Raw genomic sequence first — 22,129 nt, forward strand, 5'->3', positions numbered from 1 at the left:
CATGAAGATCTACACGATCGGCTATGAAGGCGTGACCGTTGCCGAATTCGTCGCCGCGTTGCAGGCGGCGGAAGTACGCCGCGTGATCGACGTGCGCGCGTTGCCGCTGTCGCGCCGGCCGGGTTTCTCCAAATCGTCGCTGGCGGCCGAACTGGCGACGCACGGTATCGATTATGTGCATCTGAAGGCGCTTGGCACGCCCAAACGCGGGCGCGATGCGGCGAAGAAGGGCGACGTGCTGACGCTACGCGCGGTCTATGACGAGCAGCTGGAGCTGCCCGAGGCACAGGCGCAGGCCGCGATCATGCTCGGGATGGCAGCGGAAATGCCGTCGGCGCTGTTGTGTTTCGAACGCGAGCCGGCGCATTGCCACCGGACGTTGTTGCTGGAAGCGGTCGGGCAGGGGGCGGAGGTGGTGGAGTTATACGCGTAAGCCCTCCCCGGTACGGGGAGGGGGACCAGCCGCAGGCTGGTGGAGGGGGGGTGTCCGCGAACGAACCACTTGAGGAAGCCCCCCTCCAGCACCGCTCCGCGGCGGTCCCCCTCCCCGTGCCGGGGAGCAAGTTTATCCCGTGACCGGTCGCTTGATCTTGCCCGCCTCGTCCCGGTGCAGCGGCCCGTAGGCCACCACCGCATCCAGCGTCAGCGGCGCGTAAAGGTGCGGGAACAACTGCCCGCCCCGCGACGGCTCCCACTTCACCGCGTCACCCAGCGCCGCCAGGTCGACTTCCGCCACATGCAGGTCGTCCTGCCCGGCGAAATGCTTGTCGACCGTCTCGGTCAGCTGGTCGAGCGTCGACAGATGGACATAGCCGTCCGCCAGGTCGACCGGCGCGCCGGCAAAGCTACCGTCCTTCTCCAGCTTCGCCATCTGATCGCCGGTCAGCACCTTGAACGCGGTGGCGGGCGTCACTCCTCGATATCCGATTCGCTGATCGTATCGGGTCCGGTACCGTCATCGAGCATGATGTCGCCCTCGGCGGCCGGCATCGCGGCGCGTTCCTCGGCGACGATCGCCTCGGCTTCGTTCTCCGGCGTCTCGTCCTCGTCGATCTTGGCCGCCGACACGACCTGTTCGCCGAAGCCGACGCGGAAGATGGTGATCCCCTGCGTGTTGCGCCCGGCGACGCGGATATCGCCGACCGTGGTGCGGATCAGCTTGGCCTGATCGGTCACCAGCATCAGCTGCTCGCCATTATGTGCCGGGAAGCTTGCCACGACCGGCCCGTTGCGGTCGGAGGTCACGATGTTGGTGATCCCCTGGCCCCCGCGTCCGGTACGGCGATATTCATATGCCGAGGTGCGCTTGCCAAAGCCATTGGCGGTGACGGTCAGGATAAACTCCTCGGCCGCTTCGAACTCGCCCATGCGTTCCACCGACAGCGTAACTTCACGGTCGCCTTCCTTCCACGGAGCAGCCTTCAGATACGCCTCGCGCTCTTCCGCCGTCGCTTGGAACCCGCCCAGGATCGACAGCGAGATGACCTCGTCGCCGGTGCCCAGCGAGATACCGCGCACGCCGGTCGAGGTCCGGCTCTGGAACTCGCGCACATCGGTCGCGGCAAAGCGGATCGCCTTGCCCGCCTTGGTCGCCAGCAGCACGTCATCGGTCTCGGTCAGCAGCGCGACACCGATCAGGCGATCGTCGCTATCGTCGTCGAATCGCATCGCGATCTTGCCCGCCGTCGGGATATTCGCGAACGCATCCATCGAGTTGCGGCGGACGGTGCCGTTGGCGGTGGCGAACATGACATGCAAGTCGGCCCAGCGATCCTCGTCCTCGGGCAGCGGCAGGACGGTCGAAATCGTCTCTCCGGCGGCCAGCGGCAGCAGGTTCACCATCGGGCGACCGCGCGTCGCCGGCCCCCCCTCGGGCAGGCGCCACACCTTCATGCGGTACACCTTGCCGGCGGTCGAGAAGAACAGCACCGGGGTGTGGGTGCTGGTCACGAACAGGTTCGTGATCGCATCCTCGTCCTTGGTCGCCATGCCGGCGCGGCCCTTGCCGCCGCGCTTCTGCGCGCGGAACGCGTCGAGCGGGGTGCGCTTGATATAGCCCTGCACCGTGACGGTGACGACCATGTCCTCGCGCTCGATCAGGTCCTCGTCATCGATGCCATCGGCGGCACCGGCGATCTCGGTCCGGCGCGGCGTCGCAAACTCGGCGCGGACGTCGACCAGTTCCTGCCGCATGACGGCATAGAGCTTGGCGCGGTTGGCGAGGATATCGAGTAGATAGCCGATCGACCCGGCCAGCTCCTTCAGCTCCTCGCCGATTTCGTCGCGGCCGAGCGCGGTCAGGCGGTGCAGGCGCAGATCAAGGATCGCACGAACCTGCAGTTCCGACAGCTGGTAATAATCGCCGGTCGTGTCCGATTCGACCGCCTCGACCAGCTTCAGATAGGGCGCGATCTCGGCGACCGGCCATTCGCGCGCCAGCAACGCGGCGCGGGCGGCGGCGGGGCTTTCCGACCCGCGGATGATCCGCACCACTTCATCGAGGTTGGTGACCGCGATGACGAGGCCCAGCAACAGGTGCGCCCGCTCGCGCGCCTTGGCCAGTTCGTACTTCGACCGGCGGGTGATGACCTCTTCGCGGAAGCCGACAAAGGCGTCGATGATCTGCGACAGGTTCAGCAGTTCGGGACGGCCGCCCCGGATCGCCAGCATGTTCGCGGCAAAGCTCGACTGCGCCGGGGTGTGCCGCCACAGCTGGTTCAGCACCACGTCGGGGGTCGCATCGCGCTTCAGGTCGATGACGATCCGCACGCCTTCGCGGTTCGATTCGTCGCGAATGTCGCTGACGCCCTCGATCCGCTTGTCCTTGGCGGCCTCGGCGATCTTTTCGACCAGCCCGGACTTGCCGACCTGATACGGAATTTCGGTGAGCACGATCGAACGCCGCTCGCCACGCGCCTCGACGATATGGCGCGAACGCAGGATGATCGAGCCGCGTCCACCGGCATACGCCGCGCGCGCGCCGGCCCGACCGAGCATCATCGCGCCGGTCGGGAAGTCGGGGCCGGGCACGATCTCGCACAGTTCTTCATGGGTCAGCGGTTCGCCACCCTCGACCCGGCGGTCGATCGTCGCGAGGCAGGCATCGACCACTTCGCCCAGATTGTGCGGCGGGATATTGGTCGCCATGCCGACCGCGATGCCGCCCGCGCCGTTGATGAGCAGGTTGGGGAACCGCGCGGGCAACACCGCAGGCTCGCGCTCCGACCCGTCATAGTTCGGCACGAAATCGACGGTATCCTTGTCGAGATCGTCGAGCAGCGCCATCGCCGACTTGGCGAGACGCGCTTCGGTGTAACGCATCGCGGCGGGCGGATCGGGGTCCATCGATCCGAAGTTGCCCTGACCATCGATCATCGGCAGGCGCAGCGACCATGGCTGCGCCATGCGCGCCAGCGCCTCATAGATCGCGCTGTCGCCATGCGGGTGATATTTACCCATCACGTCACCGACGATGCGTGCCGATTTGCGATACGGCTTGCCGGGAACGAACCCGCTCTCCTGCGCGGAGAACAGGATGCGGCGATGCACCGGCTTCAATCCGTCGCGAACGTCGGGCAACGCACGGGCGACGATCACGCTCATCGCATAGTCGAGATAGCTCGACCGCATCTCGTCCACGATCGAGATGGGGGCGATATCGGATGGGTCGGCGATCAGCGTCGCGTCTGTCAAAGTTCGATGCTTTCGGGGAATGTTTCGGTTGGGCGACAACCTAGCCGGTCGGGTCGCGAAAGCCAAGTCTTGCGACCTTGGCATACCCCGTTTCGGAACATGGTGCGGCGCAACGTGTTGGCGGGGTGATGCGCGAGCTACACCGTTTTCTGAACACCCTGCCACCGGCGGCGGTCGACCTGGGCACCATTGCCCTGTCGCTGCTGGCGGCGTTGCTGCTGCACACCGCGACGTTCCGCGTCCTGCGCCGCTTTGCCGCGCGCACGCCGGGGTCGGTCGATGACGTCTATGTCGACCATGCGTGGCGGCCGATGCGGTGGATATTGGTCGCGATGGCGCTGGCCAGCGTCCGCCGCCCGCTCCGCCTGCCCGAACGGTGGGACGACCTGTGGACGCAAATGGCCGGGCTGACCGTGCCGCTGCTGATGGGCTGGTTCGCGATCGCGATGATCCGCGCATCGGTACAGGCGATCGAGGTCGCGACCGACATCACCGTCGCCGACAATCTGCAGGCCCGCCGGCGACGGACGCGCAGCGCCATATTGGGCCGTATCGCGATCATCGCGATCGGCTTCATCACCGTCTGCCTGATGCTGCTGTCGATCCCGAGCATCCGGTCGATCGGCGTGACGCTGATGGCGTCGGCGGGGCTTGCCGGGCTGGCGGTCGGTGCCGCCGCCCAGCCTGCGCTGAAGAACATCATCGCCGGCGTGCAGATGGCGTTCACCGAACCGATCCGCATCGACGATGTGGTCATTATCGAGAACGAATGGGGCCGGATCGAGGAAATCCGCCTGACCTATGTCGTGGTCCGGTTGTGGGACGAACGGCGGCTGGTGGTGCCCGTCTCCAAATTCCTCGAAGCGAGCTTCCAGAATTGGACACGCACGACCAGCGGGCTGCTCGGCTCCGCCTTTTTCTGGCTCGATCCGACGACCAACATCCCCCGCCTGCGCGAAAGGTTCGAGGAACTGGTGAAGGCCGATCCACTGTGGGACGGGCGGGCATATGTGTTGCAGGTGACCGATACCAAGCCCGATGCGATCGAGGTCCGCATCCTCGCCACCGCATCGGACGCGGCACGCGCGTTTGACCTGCGCTGTTCGCTGCGCGAGGGGGTGCTTGCCTATATCCGCGACGAGATGCCCGAGGCGCTGCCGCGGCGGCGGGTGGCGGTGGATGGACAAGCTGCCCGGTCCAACTGACCGTCATTCCGGCGCAGGCCGGAATGACGGAGTACGGTTTCAGGCCTTCCGCGCCGCCACGAACGCATCGACATTGCGCCCGAGCACGGTCATCGGCACCCCGCCGCCCTGCACCACCAGGTCGTTGAACGCCTTGAAATCGTAACGCGGCCCCAGCGCTGTCCTTGCCCGGTCGCGCAGGCGGTTGATCTCCGAATGACCGACCTTGTAGCCGCACGCCTGGCCCGGCCACGAACAATAGCGGTCGACCTCGCCCGATACTTCCTCGACACTCGATCCATTGGTGGTGGCGAACCATTGCACCGCCTGTCCGCGGGTCCAGCGCTTGGCGTGCAGCCCGGTGTCGACCACCATGCGGCAGGCGCGGAACGCGATCGACTGGAGATAGCCCAGCCGCCCGACCGGATCGCCCTCGTACGCACCCAGTTCGTCACCCAGCTGTTCGGAATACAGCGCCCAGCCTTCCGAAAAGGCATTGAACTGCAACAGCGACCGGATCAGCGGCAGGCGGAAGCTGTACTCGCCCTGCCACACATGGCCCGGAATCGCCTCGTGATAGACCAAGGTCGGCAGCGAATAGCGGGTCCACAGCTCGGTCGTGCGCAGGTTGATCCACATCTTGCCCGGCACCTTCCCATCGATCGACCCCGCCCCGCCATAGGCGCCCGGCGCACCGGCTTCCTCGACCGCCGGGATGCGCTTCACCTCGACGTTGCCCGGTGCCAGCGTGTTGAAGGCGCGCGGCATCCGGGCGCGGATATCGCTCAGCCGGTTCTGCACCAGCGCCATGATCTGCGCCCGGCCGGCATCGTTATTGGGAAAGGTGTAGCGCGGGTCCTTGCCCAGCGCCGTCATCCGCTCGCCCACGCTGCCTTTGGTATAGCCCAGCGATTTCAGGATCACGTCCATCTGCGCCTGCAACGCGGCCAATTCCTCCTTGCCGCGCGCATGGACCTCGTCCGGGGTCATCGTCGTGGTGGTCGACGCGCGCAGCGCCCAGGCATACCAGGCATCGCCATCCGGCCGCGCCCACATGCCGGCGTCGGACTTCGCCTGTGTCCGGCTGGCGCGGATCGTCGCAAGTTGCCGTTCGAGCGCGGGCTTCACCCGGTCGCGGGCGATGGCGGTGGCCCTTGCGGTCCAGTCGCCCGGAATCGCCTTCGTCCGACGCGACAGCGAGGTCACGATGTCCCATCCGGCCGGATCGCCCGACACCGATTGTTCGAGCTGGCGGATCGTCTTGTCGAGCAGGAAGTCCGGCGGCACCACCCCGAGCGCGAGGGCGGCGCGCACCCGCTGCGTCTCCCCGTCCAGCTGCCGCGCATAGCTGTCGAGCCGTGCCAGATAGGCGTCGGCATCGACGCGCGTGGCGATGCTGTGATCGCTGTCGAGGAAGCGCGGCACGTCGAGATACGCGCCGACATTCTGGATCACGACATAGGGCGTGTTGCGCCACCCCCCGACCGCCACGTCGCCATAGGGCAGGGCAAAGCCGTCGAGTGCGGTTTCGAACGCGGTCTTCACCACATCGATATCGGTGCGCGTCGCGGTGGAAAGCGGCGCGGTGTCGATCCGCTTCAGCGTGGCAACATGCCCGCGCAGGTGATCGGCAATGACCCGCTGCCCGGCCGCCGACCGGTCACCCAGCCGCGACTTCAGCGCCGCCCGCGCGCCGGTATCGATGCCGAGGCTGCTGGCCGCCTCCGGTGAATCGAGCAGCATGGCGTCGGCGATCTTCGACAGGGTGGCCTCCGCCGCCTTGTCGGCCGGAGCGGCCGCGCCCTGTGCGCGAACCGGCAACGCGGCGGTCAGGGTCGAGGCGGCGGCACCGGCGATCCAGTCGCGGCGGGTGAGTTCCATCGGGGCATCCTTGCAGGGCTGTTTGCGCCTACGTGTCCCGCGCCGCGCCGGCCGCGTCAATCGTCGGCGACGACGCTGAGCACTGCGCCGGACACGCCGACGATGCGGACCCGCGTGCCGATGGGCAGGTCGGGGCCCCGCGCGATCCATTCGCTGTCGCCGACGCGAACCCGGCCGGTGCCGCCGGCGATTGCATCGACGACGACCACCGTCTGCCCGATCAGCCGCGCGCCCCGATCGTTGAGCAGCGGATCGTCGCTGTCGACCAGATAATCGGTGTACCAGCGTCGCCCGACCAGCACCGTCACCACGCTCCACGCCCCGAACACCGCCAGTTCTGCCGGCAGCGTCAGCGCGGGGAACAGCAAGGTCAGCAGCCCGGTAACCCCCGCCGCAAGGGCGATGAACACCAGAAACACGCCCGGCACCGCCAGCTCCGCCACGCCCAGCGCGACCGCCAGCAGCAGCCAGGCATAGCCGCTGTCGATCATCGCGCGGGCGGTTCGAACGGGCCGGCGGGGCGTTCACGGGCCGGCTGGGCAGGGGCGGGCGCCTTGCTCTCGCTCAGGGCTTCCTTCGCCAGCTGGCCGATGCCGCCCAGCGTACCGATCAGCTGCGTCGCCTCGACCGGGAACAGGATCGTCTTAGCATTGGGGCTGGTGGCGAACTTGCCGACCGCCTCGACATATTTCTGCGCGATGAAGTAGTTGATCGCCTGCGTGCCGCCGGCCTCGATCGCGTCGCTGACGACCTGCGTCGCCTTTGCCTCTGCCTCGGCCGCGCGTTCGCGGGCTTCGGAATCGCGGAAGGCGGATTCGCGCCGCCCTTCGGCCTCCAGGATGCGGGCCTGCTTCTGCCCCTCGGCACGCAGGATTTCGGAGGCGCGCGTTCCCTCCGCCTCAAGGATGTTGGCGCGCTTCTCGCGCTCGGCCTTCATCTGGCGGCCCATCGCGTTGACGATATCGGCGGGCGGGCGGATGTCCTTGATCTCAACGCGGGTGATCTTGACGCCCCACGGATTCGTCGCATGGTCGACGACGCCCAGCAGCCGGGCGTTGATCTCGTCGCGCTTCGACAGCGTTTCGTCGAGGTCCATCGACCCCATCACCGTGCGCAGGTTGGTCGTCGTGATCTGTTGCAGGGCGACATACAGGTCGGACACCTCATAGGCCGCCTTGGCCGGGTCCAGCACCTGGAAGAACACTACGCCGTCGGTCGACACCATCGCATTGTCGCGGGTGATGATTTCCTGCCCCGGAATGTCGATCACCTGCTCCATCATGTTCACCTTGCGGCCGACGCGATAGAAGAAGGCGGGGTAGAAATTGAACCCCGGCTTGGCGACGGCGGTAAAGCGGCCGAAATGCTCGATGGTATATTGATGCCCCTGCGTGACGATCTTCACGCTCGCGAACAGATACAGCAAGACCATCGCCACGATCGCCGCAATCAGGCCCAAGAGCATCGGTCGTCCCCTGCTTGTGTTTTGTCCAACGCTGTCTAGCATGACCGCGTGATGGAACCAGCGATAACCCTTGCCCCGCGAAGCGTTTTGTTCGTGCCCGCGATCCGGCCCAGCATGGTCGCGAAGGCGGCGGGGCTGGCCGCCGACCTGATCGTCCTCGACCTTGAGGATTCGGTGCGCGATGCGGACAAGGTGACGGCGCGCGAAACACTGCCGGTGTCGCTGGAACTGCTGCACGGGCGCGGCGCCGCCGTGCGGATCAACGCGCCCGATACGGTGCATTTCACCGCCGATCTGGCCGCGATCGCCACCGCCGGCGTTGCGCTGACGGTGGTGCCCAAGGTGGAGTCGCCCGACGACCTCGCCCTGCTCGATGGCCGTCCGGTGCTGGCGATGATCGAAACGGCGCGGGGCGTGCTGGCGGCGGCATCGATCGCGGCGACGCCGGGTGTCGTCGGGCTGATGGTCGGCACCAACGACCTCGCCGATTCGCTGCGGTTGCCGCTGGGTGCGGGGCGGGGGCCGCTGGCCTATGCTTTGCAGGCGGTCGTCCTTGCGGCGCGCGCGGCCGGCGGCTGGGCGATCGATGGCGTGTTCAATGCGCTGAACGATCGCGACGGGCTGACGCGCGAATGTGCCGACGGGCGCATGACCGGATTCGACGGCAAGTCGCTGATCCATCCCGACCAGATCGCGGTCGCCAACACCGCCTTTTCACCGACACCGTCCGAACTGGAGGAAGCCGGCGCGATCGTCGCGGCGGCGCGCGGCGGTGCCGAACGGTTCCAGGACCGGATGATCGAGGACATGCACGTCGAAATGGCACGCCGGATGCTGCAACGCGCGCCTTGACGCTTGCCCGTAACGGTTCGGGTCGATAGTGGGGCGCATGACGCTCCGCCCGATCCTCGGACTCGCCGCCCTGCTGTGCAGCACGACGTCGGTCCTGGCCCAATCGATCACGCCGCAGATGCTGCGTGGCCATGTCGCCGTCCTTGCCAGCGACGCGTATGAGGGGCGCGAACCCGGAACCCCCGGCGGCGACCGTGCCGAAGCCTATGTGCTGCAGGCGTTCGCCGATGCCGGCCTGAAACCCGGCGTGCCCGATGGCCGCTGGCGACAGGAAGTGGCGATGGCCGAACACCGCGCCGGGTTGGTCAGCGCGACCGTGCAGCAGGGCGGGCGCAGCACGCCCCTGTCCGCCAACCAGATTGCCGGCCTTGGCCTGTCCCCGACCACTGCGATCCGGCGCGCGCCGCTGGTCTTCGTCGGGCGCGGCGCCCCCGATCAGATGACGGGTACCAACCTGAAGGGTGCGGTCGCGGTCGTAATCGGCGGGACCGCGCCGGACGCGCCGCAAGTGCCCTCGGCCGAGCGTAACGCGACGCTGCTGGCGGCGGGTGCGGTCGGTGTCCTGCTGATCGCGCCGCCGAAGACGCCATGGGCGGACATCACGCCCAGCTTTTCGAGCGCGACGATCGTCGGCACCCCGCGCCGTCCCGACTTCAGCGGCGTCGTGCCGGCAACCCTTGCCGAAACGTTGTTCGGTCGCTCCGCCGCCGATCTGCGCAAGGCCGCGATCGCGCCGGACTTCCGCCCGTTCCGGGGCAAGGCGACGATCGACATTGCCGCAACCGGCACCACCCGCCGCTATACCACCGCCAACATCGTCGGCATGATCCCGGGCACGCAGCGTCCGAACGAAGCCGTCCTGCTGTCGGCGCATTGGGACCATATCGGCATCTGCCGTCCCGAAGGCGCGCCCGACCGGATTTGTAACGGCGCGGCCGACAATGCCAGCGGCACCGCGATCCTGATCGAAGTGGCGCGGGTGCTCGCCAAGGGCGCTCGCCCGGCGCGCAGCCTCTATTTCGTCGCGACCACGGCGGAGGAGAAGGGGCTGCTGGGCGCCGACGCCTATGCCGCCGCGATCGCCGACACCCCGCTGAAGGTCGTGGCGAACCTCAACATCGACACGACCGCGATCATTCCGACCGGCACGCCGGTCGCGATCGTCGGGCGCGGCAACCATCCGAAGATCGACGCGATCGTCGACGAAACCGCCCGGTCGCTGGGCCGCAAGGTCGATACCGACACCGAAGCGAACATCATGATCCAGCGGCAGGACGGCTGGGCGTTCGGCAAGCGCGGCATCCCCGCGATCATGGCGACCGGTTCGGTCAGCGACATGAAGCAGCTGTTCGCCTATCTCGACGGCCCATACCACAAACCCAATGACGACCTCGCGCACATCGACCTGTCGGGTGCCGCCGAGGACGCCGACCTGCACGTGGCGCTCGCCCGCGCGCTTGCCGATCCCGCCCGCTACCCCGCCAACTGATACGAGACGACGCTTCCCATGGATATCACCCTCGGCCTGACCTTCGACGACGTGCTGCTGGTTCCGCAGGAATCGGACGTGCTGCCCAGCCAGGCCGACCCGCGCACCCGCGTCGCCCGCAACCTGGCGCTCAACATCCCGTTCCTGTCGTCCGCGATGGACACCGTGACCGAAGCCGACATGGCGATCGTCATGGCGCAACTGGGCGGCATCGGCGTGCTCCACCGCAACCTGACCGTCGAGGAACAGTGCGCGGCGGTGCGCGCGGTCAAGCGCTTCGAAAGCGGTATGGTCGTCAACCCGATCACCATCACCGCCGATGCGCCGCTGTCGGCCGCGCGCGCGCTGATGGAACGCCACCGGATCAGCGGCATCCCGGTCGTCGAGGCATCGGGCAAGCTGGCCGGCATCCTGACCAACCGCGACGTCCGCTTCGCCGAAAACCCGAACCAGCCCGTCGCCGAGCTGATGACGCATGAAAACCTCGCGACCGTCCGCATCGGCGTCAGCCAGGAGGAAGCGCGTCGTCAGCTGCACCAGCGCCGCATCGAAAAGCTGCTGGTGGTCGATGATGCCTATCACTGCGTCGGTCTCATCACCGTCAAGGATATCGAGAAGGCGGTAACCTATCCCAACGCGACCAAGGACGGCACCGGCCGCCTGCGCGTCGCGGCCGCAACCACGGTCGGCGACAAGGGCTATGAGCGGACCGAGGCGCTGATCGACGCCGAATGCGACCTGATCGTCATCGACACCGCGCACGGCCATAACCGGCAGGTCGCCGAAGCGGTCAAGCGGGTGAAGGCGATCGCGCCGCACGTACAGGTCATCGCCGGCAACGTCGCGACCGGCGACGCCACCCGCGCGCTGATCGATGCGGGGGCGGACGGCATCAAGGTCGGTATCGGCCCCGGATCGATCTGCACCACCCGCGTCGTCGCCGGCGTCGGCGTGCCGCAGCTGACCGCCGTGATGGACGCGGCGAAGGCGGCGGCGGGCACGGGTGTACCGGTGATCGCCGATGGCGGCATCCGCACCTCGGGCGACGTTGCCAAGGCGCTGGCCGCCGGCGCGTCGGCGGTGATGATCGGATCGCTGCTGGCCGGCACCGAAGAGGCACCGGGCGAGACGTTTCTGTATCAGGGGCGCGCGTACAAGAGCTATCGCGGCATGGGATCGGTAGGTGCCATGGCCAAGGGGTCGGCCGACCGCTATTTCCAGCAGGATATCAAGGACCAGCTGAAGCTCGTCCCCGAAGGGATCGAGGGGCAGGTCGCGTTCAAGGGCCCGGCAAAGGACGTCATCCACCAGCTGGTCGGCGGCGTGAAGGCGGCGATGGGCTATACCGGATCGCACACCATCACCGACCTGCAGGAGCGCGCCCGCTTCGTCCGCATCACCAATGCGGGCCTGCGCGAAAGCCACGTCCATGACGTGACGATCACCCGCGAGGCACCGAACTACCCAACGCGCTGATCGGGCACACCGTTCGGACACAGGATCGACCGCGCCCCCGGCTCGCCGGCGGGCGCGGTTTCGTATCCGACTGGATTGACATAGGTTATCTTGGTAGCGTCGCGCATGGATTTTCAGGACCTTCTGCAATGAACCCGGCTGCGCGTACCCAGGCGGCGATCGACCTGATCGATGCGATCATCGATGCCGCGCGTGGCGGCGGCGCTGCGGCGGATCAGGTGACGAAGCGCTTCTTCGCCGCGCGACGCTATGCGGGGTCGAAGGATCGGCGCGCGATCCGTACGCTTGCCTATGACGCGGTGCGGCGTTTCGGCGCGGTGCCGGTGTCAGGCCGTGCCACGGTCGTCGCGATCGCCGATGGCGATCCCGATCTCGCGGCGACGTTCGACGGGTCGTCCTATGGTCCGCAGCCGATCACGGCCGACGAACCGCGTGCCGAACCGGGCTATGCCCCGGCATGGCTGGTGGATGCCTTTCGCGCGTCGGGGCTGGACGATAAAGATCTGGCCGCGCTGCTGGAACGCGCACCGCTCGACATCCGGGTCAACCGCCTGCGCGCCGATCGCGACGCCATCCTCGCCGAACTGGGCGGCGATCCGGCCGCCGACCTGCCCGATGCGATCCGCCTGCCGCCGGACACCCCGCTCGACCACGACGCTGCGCTGCATGACGGTCGTGCGGAGGTGCAGGATTTCGGTAGCCAGATTGTGTCGCTCGCGGTCGGCGCCTTGCCCGATGGCCTGGCGATCGACCTGTGCGCGGGCGGCGGGGGCAAGACGTTGGCCATCGCCGCGCAGATGGCAGGCCGCGGCCGCATCCTCGCAACCGATACCGACCGCGCGCGTCTGTCGCGCCTTGCCCCGCGCGCCGCGCGTGCCGGGGTGACGATTGCCGAGCCGCGCCTGCTCGATCCGGGCAGGGAAGCGGCGATGCTGGCCGATGTCACGGGGCAGGCGGACTGCGTGATGGTCGATGCGCCCTGTTCGGGAACCGGCACATGGCGCCGTAATCCCGAAGCGCGCTGGCGGCTGACGCCCGAACGGCTCGACCGGGTGGTGGCGACGCAGGCGCGGCTGCTCGACGTCGCCGCCGGACTGACGTCGCCGAGCGGGACCATCACCTATGTCGTCTGCTCGCTGCTCGATGCCGAAGGGGCGGGGCAGGTCGATGCGTTTCTGGCGCGCCATGCCGGATGGCGTGCGCTGCCGCTTGCATTGCCGCGCGGGCGCGTCCACGGTCGGGGAATGCGCCTGACCCCGGCATCCGACTCTACCGACGGCTTCTTCGTCGCACGGCTCGGCCGGGCCTGAGCGTGTCAGTCCTTAGGTCGGAGATGTTGATGCGGTTCACCTCGGTTGCGGTCGCGGGGGCACTCGTGCTGGTCTGCGCATCGGCGTCGCTGAGCGGCCAGCGCCCCGATAACCAGATCGATCCGCGCTCGATGGCGCTGCTCCAGCAGGGGCGCGCGGCGCAGGCCGCCGGCGACACCGCTGGCGCGACCGGCCTGATCGAAAGTGCGCTGGTGATCGATCCGCGCAATCGTGCCGCCTACATCAGCCTCGCCGATATCGCGCGGGTGCAGGGCCTGCCCGGCAAGTCGATCCGCCTGTACCGCGAAGCGCTGAGCCTTGAGCCTAACGACGTCGCCGCGCTGAAGGGCGAGGGCGAGGCACTGGTGCAGAAGGGCGCGGTCAATCGCGCCCGTGACACCCTGGCCAAGTTGAAGACCGTCTGCGGTGCGACGTGCCCGGCGGCGAACGAACTCGCGGCCGTCATTGCGAAGGGACCGCCGGTTACCGCCACGGCGCAGCAGACTCCTCCCGCCGTTCCGGGCACCCCGGCACCAGCGACGCCGCAATAGGTACTGTCGTCAGGAGGTCCCGGCCTCCTAGGCCGACAGAACCCGCGCCATCGCGACGAACTCGGCCACCGAAACCGTCTCCGCGCGGCGGGTCACATCGATCCCGACCGTTTCCGCTGCCTCGATCGCGCCCGGCACCGCCTTCAGGCTCTGCCGCAGCATCTTGCGCCGCTGGCCGAACGCCGCCGCCGTCAACCGTTCCAGTACCTTCAGCGCCACGCCGTCGGGCGCATCGGTCGGCACGACATGCACCACCGCCGACATGACCTTGGGCGGCGGCGTGAAGGCGCTGCGATGGACCGGCATCGCGATCCGCGCCGTGCTGCGCCATTGCGCCAGGACGGCGAGCCGCCCATAGGCATCGTCATTGGCGCTGGCCACGATCCGGTCGGCAACCTCGCGCTGGAACATCAGCGTCAGGCTCTGCCACCATGGCCGCCAGTCGGCGGACAACCACCCGACGAACAGCGCGGTGCCGACGTTGTAGGGCAGGTTGGACGCGATATGCGGTCGCCCCTCGAACAACGACGGCGCATCGACCTCCAGCGCGTCGCCTTCGATCACGCGCAACCGTCCGGGAAAGGCCGCGCCCAGTTCCTCAAGCGCCGGGATGCAGCGATGGTCGCGCTCGATCGCAGTCACCTTTGCCCCGGCCAGCAGCAGCGCGCGCGTCAGGCCGCCGGGGCCCGGCCCGACCTCCAGCACCTCCTGATCGTGCAGGTCGCCGGGCACCCGCGCGATCCGGTCGAGCAGCTGCTGGTCGAACAGGAAATTCTGCCCCAGCGCCTTGTTCGCCGACAGGCCGTGGCGCTGGATCACGTCGCGCAAGGGGGGCAGCGCGGTGAGCGGGGCGAGCGTCATGCGGCGGCGGCGCGGCGTGCGGCGGCTTCGCCGGCCATGCGGATCGCGGCGATCATCGCGCCCGGCTCGGCCACATCCTGCCCGGCAATGTCGAACGCGGTGCCGTGGTCGGGCGAGGTCCGCACGATCGGCAGGCCCAGCGTGATGTTCACGCCATCGTCGAAATGCAGCGTCTTGATCGGGATCAGCGCCTGGTCGTGATAGGCGCACAGGGCGGCATCATATTTCGCCCGCGCGCGCGGGTGGAACATCGTGTCGGCGGCCAGCGGCCCGACGATATCGATCCCCTCGGCCTGCAACTGCGCGACCGCCGGTTGCATCACCTCGATCTCCTCGCGGCCGATCGCACCGCCTTCGCCGGCATGGGGGTTCAGCCCGGCCAGCGCCAGCCGGGGCGCATCGATGCCGAAGTCACGGACCAGCCCACGCGCCGTCGCCCGCGCCCGCGCGACGATCAGGTCGACGGTCAGCGCGGTCGGCACGGCGGCCAGCGGTTCATGGATGGTGATCGGCACCACCCGCAGCGTCGGCCCGGCCAGCATCATCACCGCATTCTCCCGCGACACGCCGCAATGTTCGGCGACGAATTCGGTCTGGCCGGGATAGTTGAAGCCGATGCGATAGAGTTCGGCCTTCGAAATCGGCGCGGTTACCAGCCCCGACGCGGCATCGGACCGTGCCAGCCCCGCCGCCATTTCCAGCGATTGCAGCGCGCACCGAGCACCGCCGATATCGGGCCGCCCGGGGACGATCGCGTCGCCGTCGATGACCGATACGACGGGCAGGGCGCGGGGGAAGACGCGCGCCGCATCGCGCGGATCGTCGATCCGTTCGACCGGGCCGGTCCAGACCTGCGACACCGCCCGGACATCGCCGACCGCGAAGAAACAGGGCAGCGCCTCGCTGTCGCGGCGCGCCCATGCCTTTGCGATCACTTCCGGGCCGATGCCGGCCGGATCGCCCATCGATATCGCGAGCGGCGCGACCATCGGCATCCGACCCGCCGCCTCAGCGATACTCGATCACGGCGTCGCGCCGCAGGTCGCGCATCATGCGCTGCGCCCGCAGATTGACGCGCTCCTGCTCCAGCCCGGCCTGGATCTGCGCGGCGGTGGGAATGCCCGCGGTGCGCGGATCTTCGCGACCGCACAGGATCAGCACGCGCACGCCGTCCTTGGGCGAACCGAAGGGCGGGGTCGCCTGTCCGACGTTCAGCTTCAGGATGATGTCCTGCAACGCGGGCGGCAGGCTGCGCAGCACCACCGCGTCGTTGTCGACCACCTCGGCCTTCTGTGCCTGCGCAATCTTGGTTGCATCACCGCAACCGCGGATCGCCTGCGTCGCTTCGGTGAAGGCCGCAACCTTTGCACTCGCCTGCGCTTCGGTCGTGCCGGGGGCGAACGGCAGGAACAGCTGGCGCAGCGCCAGCTTGGCGTCGCGCGGATCGGCCATCAGCACCTGCCGCTTGTCGGCAAGGTACAGGATCGAATAGCCACCCGGCACCTCGATCGGGCCGGCGATCTGGCCGACCTGCATCTGGGTCGCGGCGCGCTGCAGCTGGTCGGGCAGCATGTTCAGGCGCACGAAGCCCAGGTCCCCGCCGACTGCGCGGGTCGATGCTTCGGAGAAGTTGCGCGCGAAATATTCGAACGGTGCGCCCTGGCGAATCTGCTCGATCATCTTCTGCATCGCCGCCTGCACTTCGGCTGCGCGATCGGGCGTTGCCGCCATGTAGATTTCGCGAAGGCTGTATTCCTCGGTGCCCTTCGACTCCTCCATCCGTTTGATAACGGCGGCGACTTCTTCCTCGCCGACGTTCACGAACGGTTCGACCTGCCGGCGCAGCAGCCGGCTCCACGCCAGCTCGCCCTCGATCTGGCGACGCAGCGAGCGATCCGACGAGCCGACGGTGCGCAGATAGGCACGCAGCTGCTCGGGCGTCTGCTTGAAGCGCTGCTTGGCCAACCGGTCGAAGCTCTGTTCCAGCTCGGCCGACGTGACGGTGATATCCTTGGCCTTCGCCTGCTGGATCTGCAGCGTCTCGTCGATCAGCTGGCGCACGACCTGCGCGCGCAACACTTCGCGGTCCTCGGCGCTCAGCTTGTAATCGTTGAGGGCGACGATCAGCGCCATGCGCTGATCGACGTCGGTGCCGGTCAGCACCGTGTCGTTCACGATCGCGGTCGGCTTGCGGATATTGGGGTCCAGCTTGCCGAAGATTGTCGGGTTGCCCGGAAGGTTCAGGTTCGCGCCGGGCACGTCCTGACCGTCGTTGACCGTCTGGGCGGCCAGCGTGGCGGCGGCGGCGATCGCGACGAAACCGGCGATCGAACGGCCGATACGGCCGGCATTCACGATGTTCTTGGTCACTTGGTCGTCATATCCCATGCGCGGATGGTCAGGGCGGTGCCGCATCATTGGGGCAATTGCATGGCCCGCCGCGCCTGAACAGAGCCTTATCGTCCCAGGTTCTTCAATGCCAGCGTTACCAGATAACTGCTGCCGTTGCGCGCGTCGCCGATCCGCTGGTAATCGCGCTTCCACGTCAGGCCCAGCCGCAGGCAGTCGTCCTCATATTGGACACCCACGCGGTGACGGATCGGATCGAACCCGTCGGAAATCGACAGCGAATCCTCCGATTTGTCGGTCAGGTCGATCGTGGCCGATGCGAAGGCCGACCAGAACGGCCCGAACGCCGCCCGCCCGGCAACGCGCACTTCCTCGCGATCCTGCAAATCCTCCAGCTCGTCGATATCGCGGTTCAGCCGCAGATAGCCGACCTGGAAATAGGTCCGCCGGCTGCCGATCGTCGCGTCCAGCTCGTTGCGGCGGATCTTCGCCCCGTCCTTGTCCAGCCGGTAGCGATGGGTGAAGGTCACGAACTCGCGGAAACGGATATCGGTGCGGCCGACGATATCGGAAAACCGGTCGTCCAGTCCCGTACCACTCGGCAGGATGCTGGCACGCTGGCTGGTGCGATAGCTCTGCCCGACCGTCGCCGACACCGCCACGCCCGGCAGGTCGAGCGCATAGTCGATGCCATAGGTTACGCGCGACGAATCCTCGAACCGGTCATATCCGGCGAAGCGGTTGAGCGCGAAGAGGTTCGAATCCTCCAGATCGACCGCCCGCGCATCTTCGTTCGGCACGGCCAGGTTGGCGATCTTGGGCGATGCGACCAGCTGCACGCGCGGGGAAATCCGCTGGGTCCCGCGTCCGATCGCGCCGATGAATGGCCAGCGGACATCGACCGCAACCGCCGCGATTCCGCGCGGCGTAAAGCCTTCGTCCCCGCGATAGCTCAGCACCGCCGTATCGATGGTGTCGTGCGCGTTATACGCATCGGCCCGGCCATAGGCGGTGAAGGTCACCTCCTGCCCCAGCGGCGTATAGCGCGTCAGGTCCCACCGCGCGGCGACAAAGGCACGCTGCGTGTCCTGTCCTTCGCTTCGGCCGATCGCCAGCGTGTTCAGCTGTATCTGCGCGACGCCGCCCAGCAAGCCGTTGAAACGGCGGCGATAATCGAGTTCGGGCAGCGCGACCGGCTGCATCCCCTGATTATCGCCGACCCGGAGCGTCTGCACCGCCCAGCCGCTGATCGACAGCATCGAATCGCGGTCGATCCGCTCGACGGTCACATTGTTGCGCAGCCGGTCGTCGCGCGAAATGTCGTAGCGGCGCAGGAACGTCTGGTCGGTGGTGTAGCGTAGCGATCCGGACACGCTCCAGTTCGGATCGAGCTGGAACCGGCCGACCGCATCGACATAGCCGCGGAACGACCGTTCGGTACCGGTCGGCGATGCGCCCAGCACCAGATCGTCGCTGCGGCGGCTGATCGTGCCATATCCCTGCACCCGGTACGCACCCTTGGACGACAGCGACCGGTATTCGGCCTGCAGCATGGGCAGCACGGCAGTAAAGACGTGCGGGGTGATCGTCAGGTCACGATTGGGCGCGAGGTTGATGTAATAGGGGACCGCGACTTCCAGCCCGTTCACCCGGTCCAGCCGGATCGACGGCGCGAGCAGTCCCGAATCGCTGCCATCGCCGATCGAATGCGAGAAGGACGGCAACGGAATGGTCGGCAGGCCGAAGATGGTGAGGCCTGCACCGGTATAGCGGATGCGCTTACGCGTCGGGTCGTAGCGGACCTTCAACGCGGTGATCTTCCACGACGGTTCCTTGGGACACCCGGCGGAATTGGTGACGGCGCATGGGGTATAGGCCGCGCTTTCGACCGTCACGACGCCGTTTTCCGACCGGGTGCCGCGCTTGGCCGCGATCCGGCCGCCTTCGTCGAGGACGACCAGCATGTTGTCGACCACGCCGTCCTTCAGGCTGTCGGTCAGTTCGATCCGGTCACCATAGGCCACGTCGCCTTGCGGGTTGGTGACGGCGATGTTGCCGTCGGCCACCACCTGTCCGCTCTTGCGGTTCCACGTCACCCGGTCGGCGCGCAGCCGGTTGCCCTCGCGCAGCAACTGGACTTCGCCGGTCGCGGTCACCACGTCGGTATTGCTGTCATAGGTCAGCAGGTCAGACGAGAAATCGATCTGGTCCTGGGTCGCGGGCGTCGGCAGCGCGCTTTCCGGCGGCGGGGGCGGCTGGCTGCGATCCTGCAGATCCTGTGCGACCGCAGGGCCGGCGATCGCCAGCGAAAGGCCAAGGGCAAGCGACCCCAACGAACGCTTCACTAGTCTCGCTTCCCCAAACCGTTGCCGTCCGACGTGCGGACGTTCGTTCCGCGCTATTGCATCGTGCGGGCGGAACCGCAATCGCCCTTGGCCCGCTTTACCTGCCGGTCGCGACGCGCCTAGAAGGTGCCCGCGCCCCGTGCGCCAAGATCCAGAGGAAACCCATGTCGATTTCGATCCAGTTCGCGCCCCAGCGGGGCACCGCCACCGCCCTCGTCCTGCCCATCGCCACCGGCGGGCTCGACCGGATCGACGCGGCGGGCCTGGAGCCGCACGTCGCGACGCTGGTGGCCGGTGCCGCGCGTGCCGGACGCTTCGAGGGCGAAGCCGGGTCGATCGCGGAAATCTTTGTCCCCGGCGAAGGCGACAGCGCCGGCCGCGTCATCCTGCTCGGCATCGGCGACGGGGAAGGGCCGGCGCTGGAAAAGGCGGGCGGCGCGCTGACCGGACGCTTCCTCGTTTCGGGTCTGACCGACCTGACCGTCGACTTTACCGGCAGCGACGTGTCGGCAAAGGCGATCGCGCGCTTTGCGGCAACGGCGGCGCAGCGCGGCTGGCGGCAGGACGGCTATCGCACCAAGCTGCCTGAAAAATCGAAGCCGACGCTGACCGGCCTGACCATCGTCGGCGCTCCGGACGGGATCGACGACGCGTTCGTTGCGGCCGACGCGCTGACCAAGGGGCTGGACCTCACCCGCACCCTCGTTACCGATCCGCCGAACATCCTGTACCCGGTCAGCTTCGTCGAGAAGTGCCGCGATCTTGAGGCGCTGGGTGTCGAACTGACCATTCTCGACGAACGGCAGATGGCCGAACTGGGCATGGGCGCGCTGCTGGGCGTCGGCCTAGGCTCGGAAAAGGAATCGCGCCTGCTTGCCATGCGCTGGAACGGCAAGGGCGAGGGCGATGTCGACGTCGCGCTGGTCGGCAAGGGCGTGACCTTCGACACCGGCGGTATCTCGCTGAAGCCCGGACCCGGCATGGAGGACATGAAGTGGGACATGGGCGGCGCGGGCGCGGTCGCGGGTGCGATGAAGGCGCTGGCCAGCCGCAAGGCGAAGGCGAACGTCATCGGCGTCGTCGGCCTCGTCGAGAACATGCCCGACGGCAAGGCACAGCGCCCTGGTGACGTGGTGACGTCGATGTCGGGCCAGACGATCGAGGTGCTGAACACCGACGCTGAAGGGCGGCTGGTGCTGTGCGACGTGCTGACCTGGGTCCAGCGGACGCACAGGCCGAAGACGATCGTCGACCTCGCGACCCTGACCGGGGCCATGATCATCAGCCTCGGCAGCGAACATGGCGGCCTGTTCGCCAATGACGACTCGCTCGCCGACGAACTGCTGGTGGCGTCGCGCGAATCGGGCGACCTGCTGTGGCGCTTCCCGCTGTCGCCGGCGTACGACAAGCTGCTCGACAGCCCGATCGCCGACATGAAGAATATCGGCCCGCGCGGGGCAGGCTCGATCACCGCCGCGCAGTTCCTGAAGCGCTATATCGAGGATGGCGTGCGTTGGGCGCATCTCGACATCGCCGGCATGGTGTGGGCCGACAAGCCCGGCAACCACCACGACAAGGGCGCGACCGGCTTCGGCGTGCGCCTGCTCGACCGGTTCGTGGCGGATAATTTCGAAGGCTGACCGAACCCACCCTTACCCGTCATCCCGGTGAAAGCCGGGATGACGGAGGCGAACGGAAATGAAAGTCGACTTCTACCATCTGACCCGCAGCCCGCTCGACCGGGTACTGCCGCGCATCGCCCAACGGCTGCATGATGATGGCGAGCGCCTGTTGCTGCTGTCCGACAACGCCGACCAGCGCCGCCACCTCGACATGCTGCTGTGGACCTACGCCCCCGACAGCTTCCTGCCCCACGCCGAGGCAGGAGCAAGCGACGACGCGCTGCAAGCGGTGCTGATCGCTCCCGAATTGACCGACGCCAACGCCGCGCGCAACGTCGCGATCGTCGATGGCCGCTGGCGGGACGACGCGCTGACCTTCGACCGCGCGTTCCACTTCTTCGGCGAGGATCACATCGCCGCCGCGCGTGCCGCGTGGAAGGGGCTGTCCGACCGCGAGGACGTCGAGCGGCGGTACTGGCGGCAGGGCGATGGCGGCTGGGAACAGGCGGCGTAACGCTTGCCTGTCGCGCGTCGCCCGACTAGGTGGACCGGCGACAAGCCTTCCAACAACCAGAACGCAGGAGCCGCGACCACCATGGCCGCTACCCGTACCTTTTCGATCATCAAGCCCGACGCGACCCGCCGCAACCTGACCGGCGCCGTCACCAAGATGCTGGAGGAAGCCGGCCTGCGCGTCGTCGCTTCGAAGCGTATCCAGATGACCCGCGAACAGGCCGAAGGCTTTTACGGCGTGCACCGTGAGCGTCCGTTCTTCAACGACCTCGTGTCGTTCATGATCTCGGGCCCCGTCGTCGTGCAGGTGCTGGAAGGCGAAAACGCCGTGCAGGCCAACCGCGACATCATGGGCGCGACCAACCCGGCCAACGCCGATGCCGGCACGATCCGCAAGGAACTGGCCGAATCGATCGAAGCGAATTCGGTCCATGGTTCGGATTCGGAAGAGAATGCGAAGATCGAAATCGACTTCTTCTTCAAGCCGGAAGAAATCGTCGGCTGATTTCAGCCCCGGCTGAAATGCGAAAGGCCCGCT

Annotated in this window: 19 protein-coding genes; 10 read left to right on the forward strand and 9 right to left on the reverse strand. The window is 67.6% G+C overall.

Going from position 1 to position 22,129, the window contains the following annotated elements:
- Window position 1: 1 nt before the first annotated feature.
- The gene (locus tag ASE58_RS10045; protein ID WP_156347685.1) at window positions 2-433 is read left to right on the forward strand and encodes a DUF488 domain-containing protein; all 432 of its coding nucleotides are present in this window, start codon (window positions 2-4) and stop codon (window positions 431-433) included.
- Window positions 434-565: 132 nt separating this feature from the next.
- Here the strand turns inward: ASE58_RS10045 and ASE58_RS10050 are convergent, their stop codons facing one another.
- A complete protein-coding gene (locus ASE58_RS10050; RefSeq protein WP_055821103.1) occupies window positions 566-871 on the reverse strand; it encodes a DUF952 domain-containing protein in 306 nt (101 codons plus the stop codon).
- A 38-nt stretch (window positions 872-909) separates the two neighbouring features.
- Window positions 910-3,693, reverse strand: coding sequence for a DNA gyrase subunit A (gene gyrA, locus ASE58_RS10055; RefSeq protein WP_055820562.1), 2,784 nt, complete (start codon window positions 3,691-3,693; stop codon window positions 910-912).
- Between the two features lie 77 nt (window positions 3,694-3,770).
- Between gyrA and ASE58_RS10060 the strand changes: the two genes are divergently transcribed.
- On the forward strand, window positions 3,771-4,898 hold the full coding sequence (locus ASE58_RS10060; RefSeq protein WP_235513559.1) for a mechanosensitive ion channel family protein: 1,128 nt from the start codon (window positions 3,771-3,773) through the stop codon (window positions 4,896-4,898).
- Window positions 4,899-4,937: 39 nt separating this feature from the next.
- Here ASE58_RS10060 and ASE58_RS10065 read toward each other — a convergent pair whose 3' ends face one another.
- The 3 genes from ASE58_RS10065 to ASE58_RS10075 are packed head-to-tail and all read right to left on the reverse strand — an operon-like array spanning window position 4,938 to window position 8,223.
- The gene (locus ASE58_RS10065; RefSeq protein WP_055820568.1) at window positions 4,938-6,758 is read right to left on the reverse strand and encodes a DUF885 domain-containing protein; all 1,821 of its coding nucleotides are present in this window, start codon (window positions 6,756-6,758) and stop codon (window positions 4,938-4,940) included.
- Window positions 6,759-6,814: 56 nt separating this feature from the next.
- On the reverse strand, window positions 6,815-7,249 hold the full coding sequence (locus tag ASE58_RS10070) for an NfeD family protein (protein WP_055820570.1): 435 nt from the start codon (window positions 7,247-7,249) through the stop codon (window positions 6,815-6,817).
- A complete protein-coding gene (locus tag ASE58_RS10075) occupies window positions 7,246-8,223 on the reverse strand; it encodes an SPFH domain-containing protein (RefSeq protein ID WP_055820573.1) in 978 nt (325 codons plus the stop codon). Before ASE58_RS10075 ends, ASE58_RS10070 begins: the two co-directional genes overlap by 4 nt.
- Before the next feature lie 51 nt (window positions 8,224-8,274).
- On the opposite strand from ASE58_RS10075, the gene ASE58_RS10080 reads away from it, so the two are divergent.
- The 5 genes from ASE58_RS10080 (at window position 8,275) to ASE58_RS10100 (ending at window position 13,901) form a co-directional block, all read left to right on the forward strand.
- Window positions 8,275-9,075 carry an HpcH/HpaI aldolase/citrate lyase family protein gene (locus ASE58_RS10080; protein ID WP_055820577.1) on the forward strand — a complete coding sequence of 267 codons (801 nt, stop codon included), beginning with the start codon at window positions 8,275-8,277 and terminating at the stop codon, window positions 9,073-9,075.
- 37 nt (window positions 9,076-9,112) lie between these two features.
- Window positions 9,113-10,564 carry a M28 family peptidase gene (locus tag ASE58_RS10085; RefSeq protein WP_055820582.1) on the forward strand — a complete coding sequence of 484 codons (1,452 nt, stop codon included), beginning with the start codon at window positions 9,113-9,115 and terminating at the stop codon, window positions 10,562-10,564.
- An 18-nt stretch (window positions 10,565-10,582) separates the two neighbouring features.
- Window positions 10,583-12,040: an IMP dehydrogenase gene (gene guaB / locus ASE58_RS10090; protein WP_055820586.1), complete on the forward strand. Its 1,458-nt coding sequence runs from the start codon at window positions 10,583-10,585 to the stop codon at window positions 12,038-12,040.
- A gap of 128 nt (window positions 12,041-12,168) precedes the next feature.
- On the forward strand, window positions 12,169-13,350 hold the full coding sequence (locus tag ASE58_RS10095; protein WP_055820590.1) for an RsmB/NOP family class I SAM-dependent RNA methyltransferase: 1,182 nt from the start codon (window positions 12,169-12,171) through the stop codon (window positions 13,348-13,350).
- A gap of 29 nt (window positions 13,351-13,379) precedes the next feature.
- Window positions 13,380-13,901 carry a tetratricopeptide repeat protein gene (locus ASE58_RS10100; protein ID WP_055756934.1) on the forward strand — a complete coding sequence of 174 codons (522 nt, stop codon included), beginning with the start codon at window positions 13,380-13,382 and terminating at the stop codon, window positions 13,899-13,901.
- Between the two features lie 27 nt (window positions 13,902-13,928).
- Here the strand turns inward: ASE58_RS10100 and rsmA are convergent, their stop codons facing one another.
- The 4 genes from rsmA to ASE58_RS10120 form a co-directional block, all read right to left on the reverse strand.
- Window positions 13,929-14,762, reverse strand: a complete 834-nt coding sequence (gene rsmA, locus ASE58_RS10105; RefSeq protein ID WP_055756596.1) for a 16S rRNA (adenine(1518)-N(6)/adenine(1519)-N(6))-dimethyltransferase RsmA — start codon at window positions 14,760-14,762, stop codon at window positions 13,929-13,931.
- On the reverse strand, window positions 14,759-15,757 hold the full coding sequence (gene pdxA / locus ASE58_RS10110; RefSeq protein WP_235511758.1) for a 4-hydroxythreonine-4-phosphate dehydrogenase PdxA: 999 nt from the start codon (window positions 15,755-15,757) through the stop codon (window positions 14,759-14,761). The genes rsmA and pdxA overlap by 4 nt, the downstream gene beginning before the upstream one ends.
- Window positions 15,758-15,770: 13 nt before the next feature.
- Window positions 15,771-17,132, reverse strand: coding sequence for a peptidylprolyl isomerase (locus tag ASE58_RS10115; RefSeq protein ID WP_235511759.1), 1,362 nt, complete (start codon window positions 17,130-17,132; stop codon window positions 15,771-15,773).
- A gap of 86 nt (window positions 17,133-17,218) precedes the next feature.
- Window positions 17,219-19,456, reverse strand: coding sequence for an LPS-assembly protein LptD (locus ASE58_RS10120; protein ID WP_055820594.1), 2,238 nt, complete (start codon window positions 19,454-19,456; stop codon window positions 17,219-17,221).
- A gap of 170 nt (window positions 19,457-19,626) precedes the next feature.
- Between ASE58_RS10120 and ASE58_RS10125 the strand changes: the two genes are divergently transcribed.
- From ASE58_RS10125 to ndk, 3 genes are all read left to right on the forward strand, one after another.
- Window positions 19,627-21,096 carry a leucyl aminopeptidase gene (locus ASE58_RS10125; RefSeq protein ID WP_055821105.1) on the forward strand — a complete coding sequence of 490 codons (1,470 nt, stop codon included), beginning with the start codon at window positions 19,627-19,629 and terminating at the stop codon, window positions 21,094-21,096.
- Between the two features lie 58 nt (window positions 21,097-21,154).
- The gene (locus tag ASE58_RS10130) at window positions 21,155-21,592 is read left to right on the forward strand and encodes a DNA polymerase III subunit chi (protein WP_055820597.1); all 438 of its coding nucleotides are present in this window, start codon (window positions 21,155-21,157) and stop codon (window positions 21,590-21,592) included.
- Between the two features lie 81 nt (window positions 21,593-21,673).
- A complete protein-coding gene (ndk, locus tag ASE58_RS10135; protein ID WP_055756278.1) occupies window positions 21,674-22,096 on the forward strand; it encodes a nucleoside-diphosphate kinase in 423 nt (140 codons plus the stop codon).
- Window positions 22,097-22,129: the final 33 nt, after the last annotated feature.

Origin of the sequence: Sphingomonas sp. Leaf9, assembly GCF_001421355.1 — a bacterium.
Taxonomy (GTDB): domain Bacteria; phylum Pseudomonadota; class Alphaproteobacteria; order Sphingomonadales; family Sphingomonadaceae; genus Sphingomonas.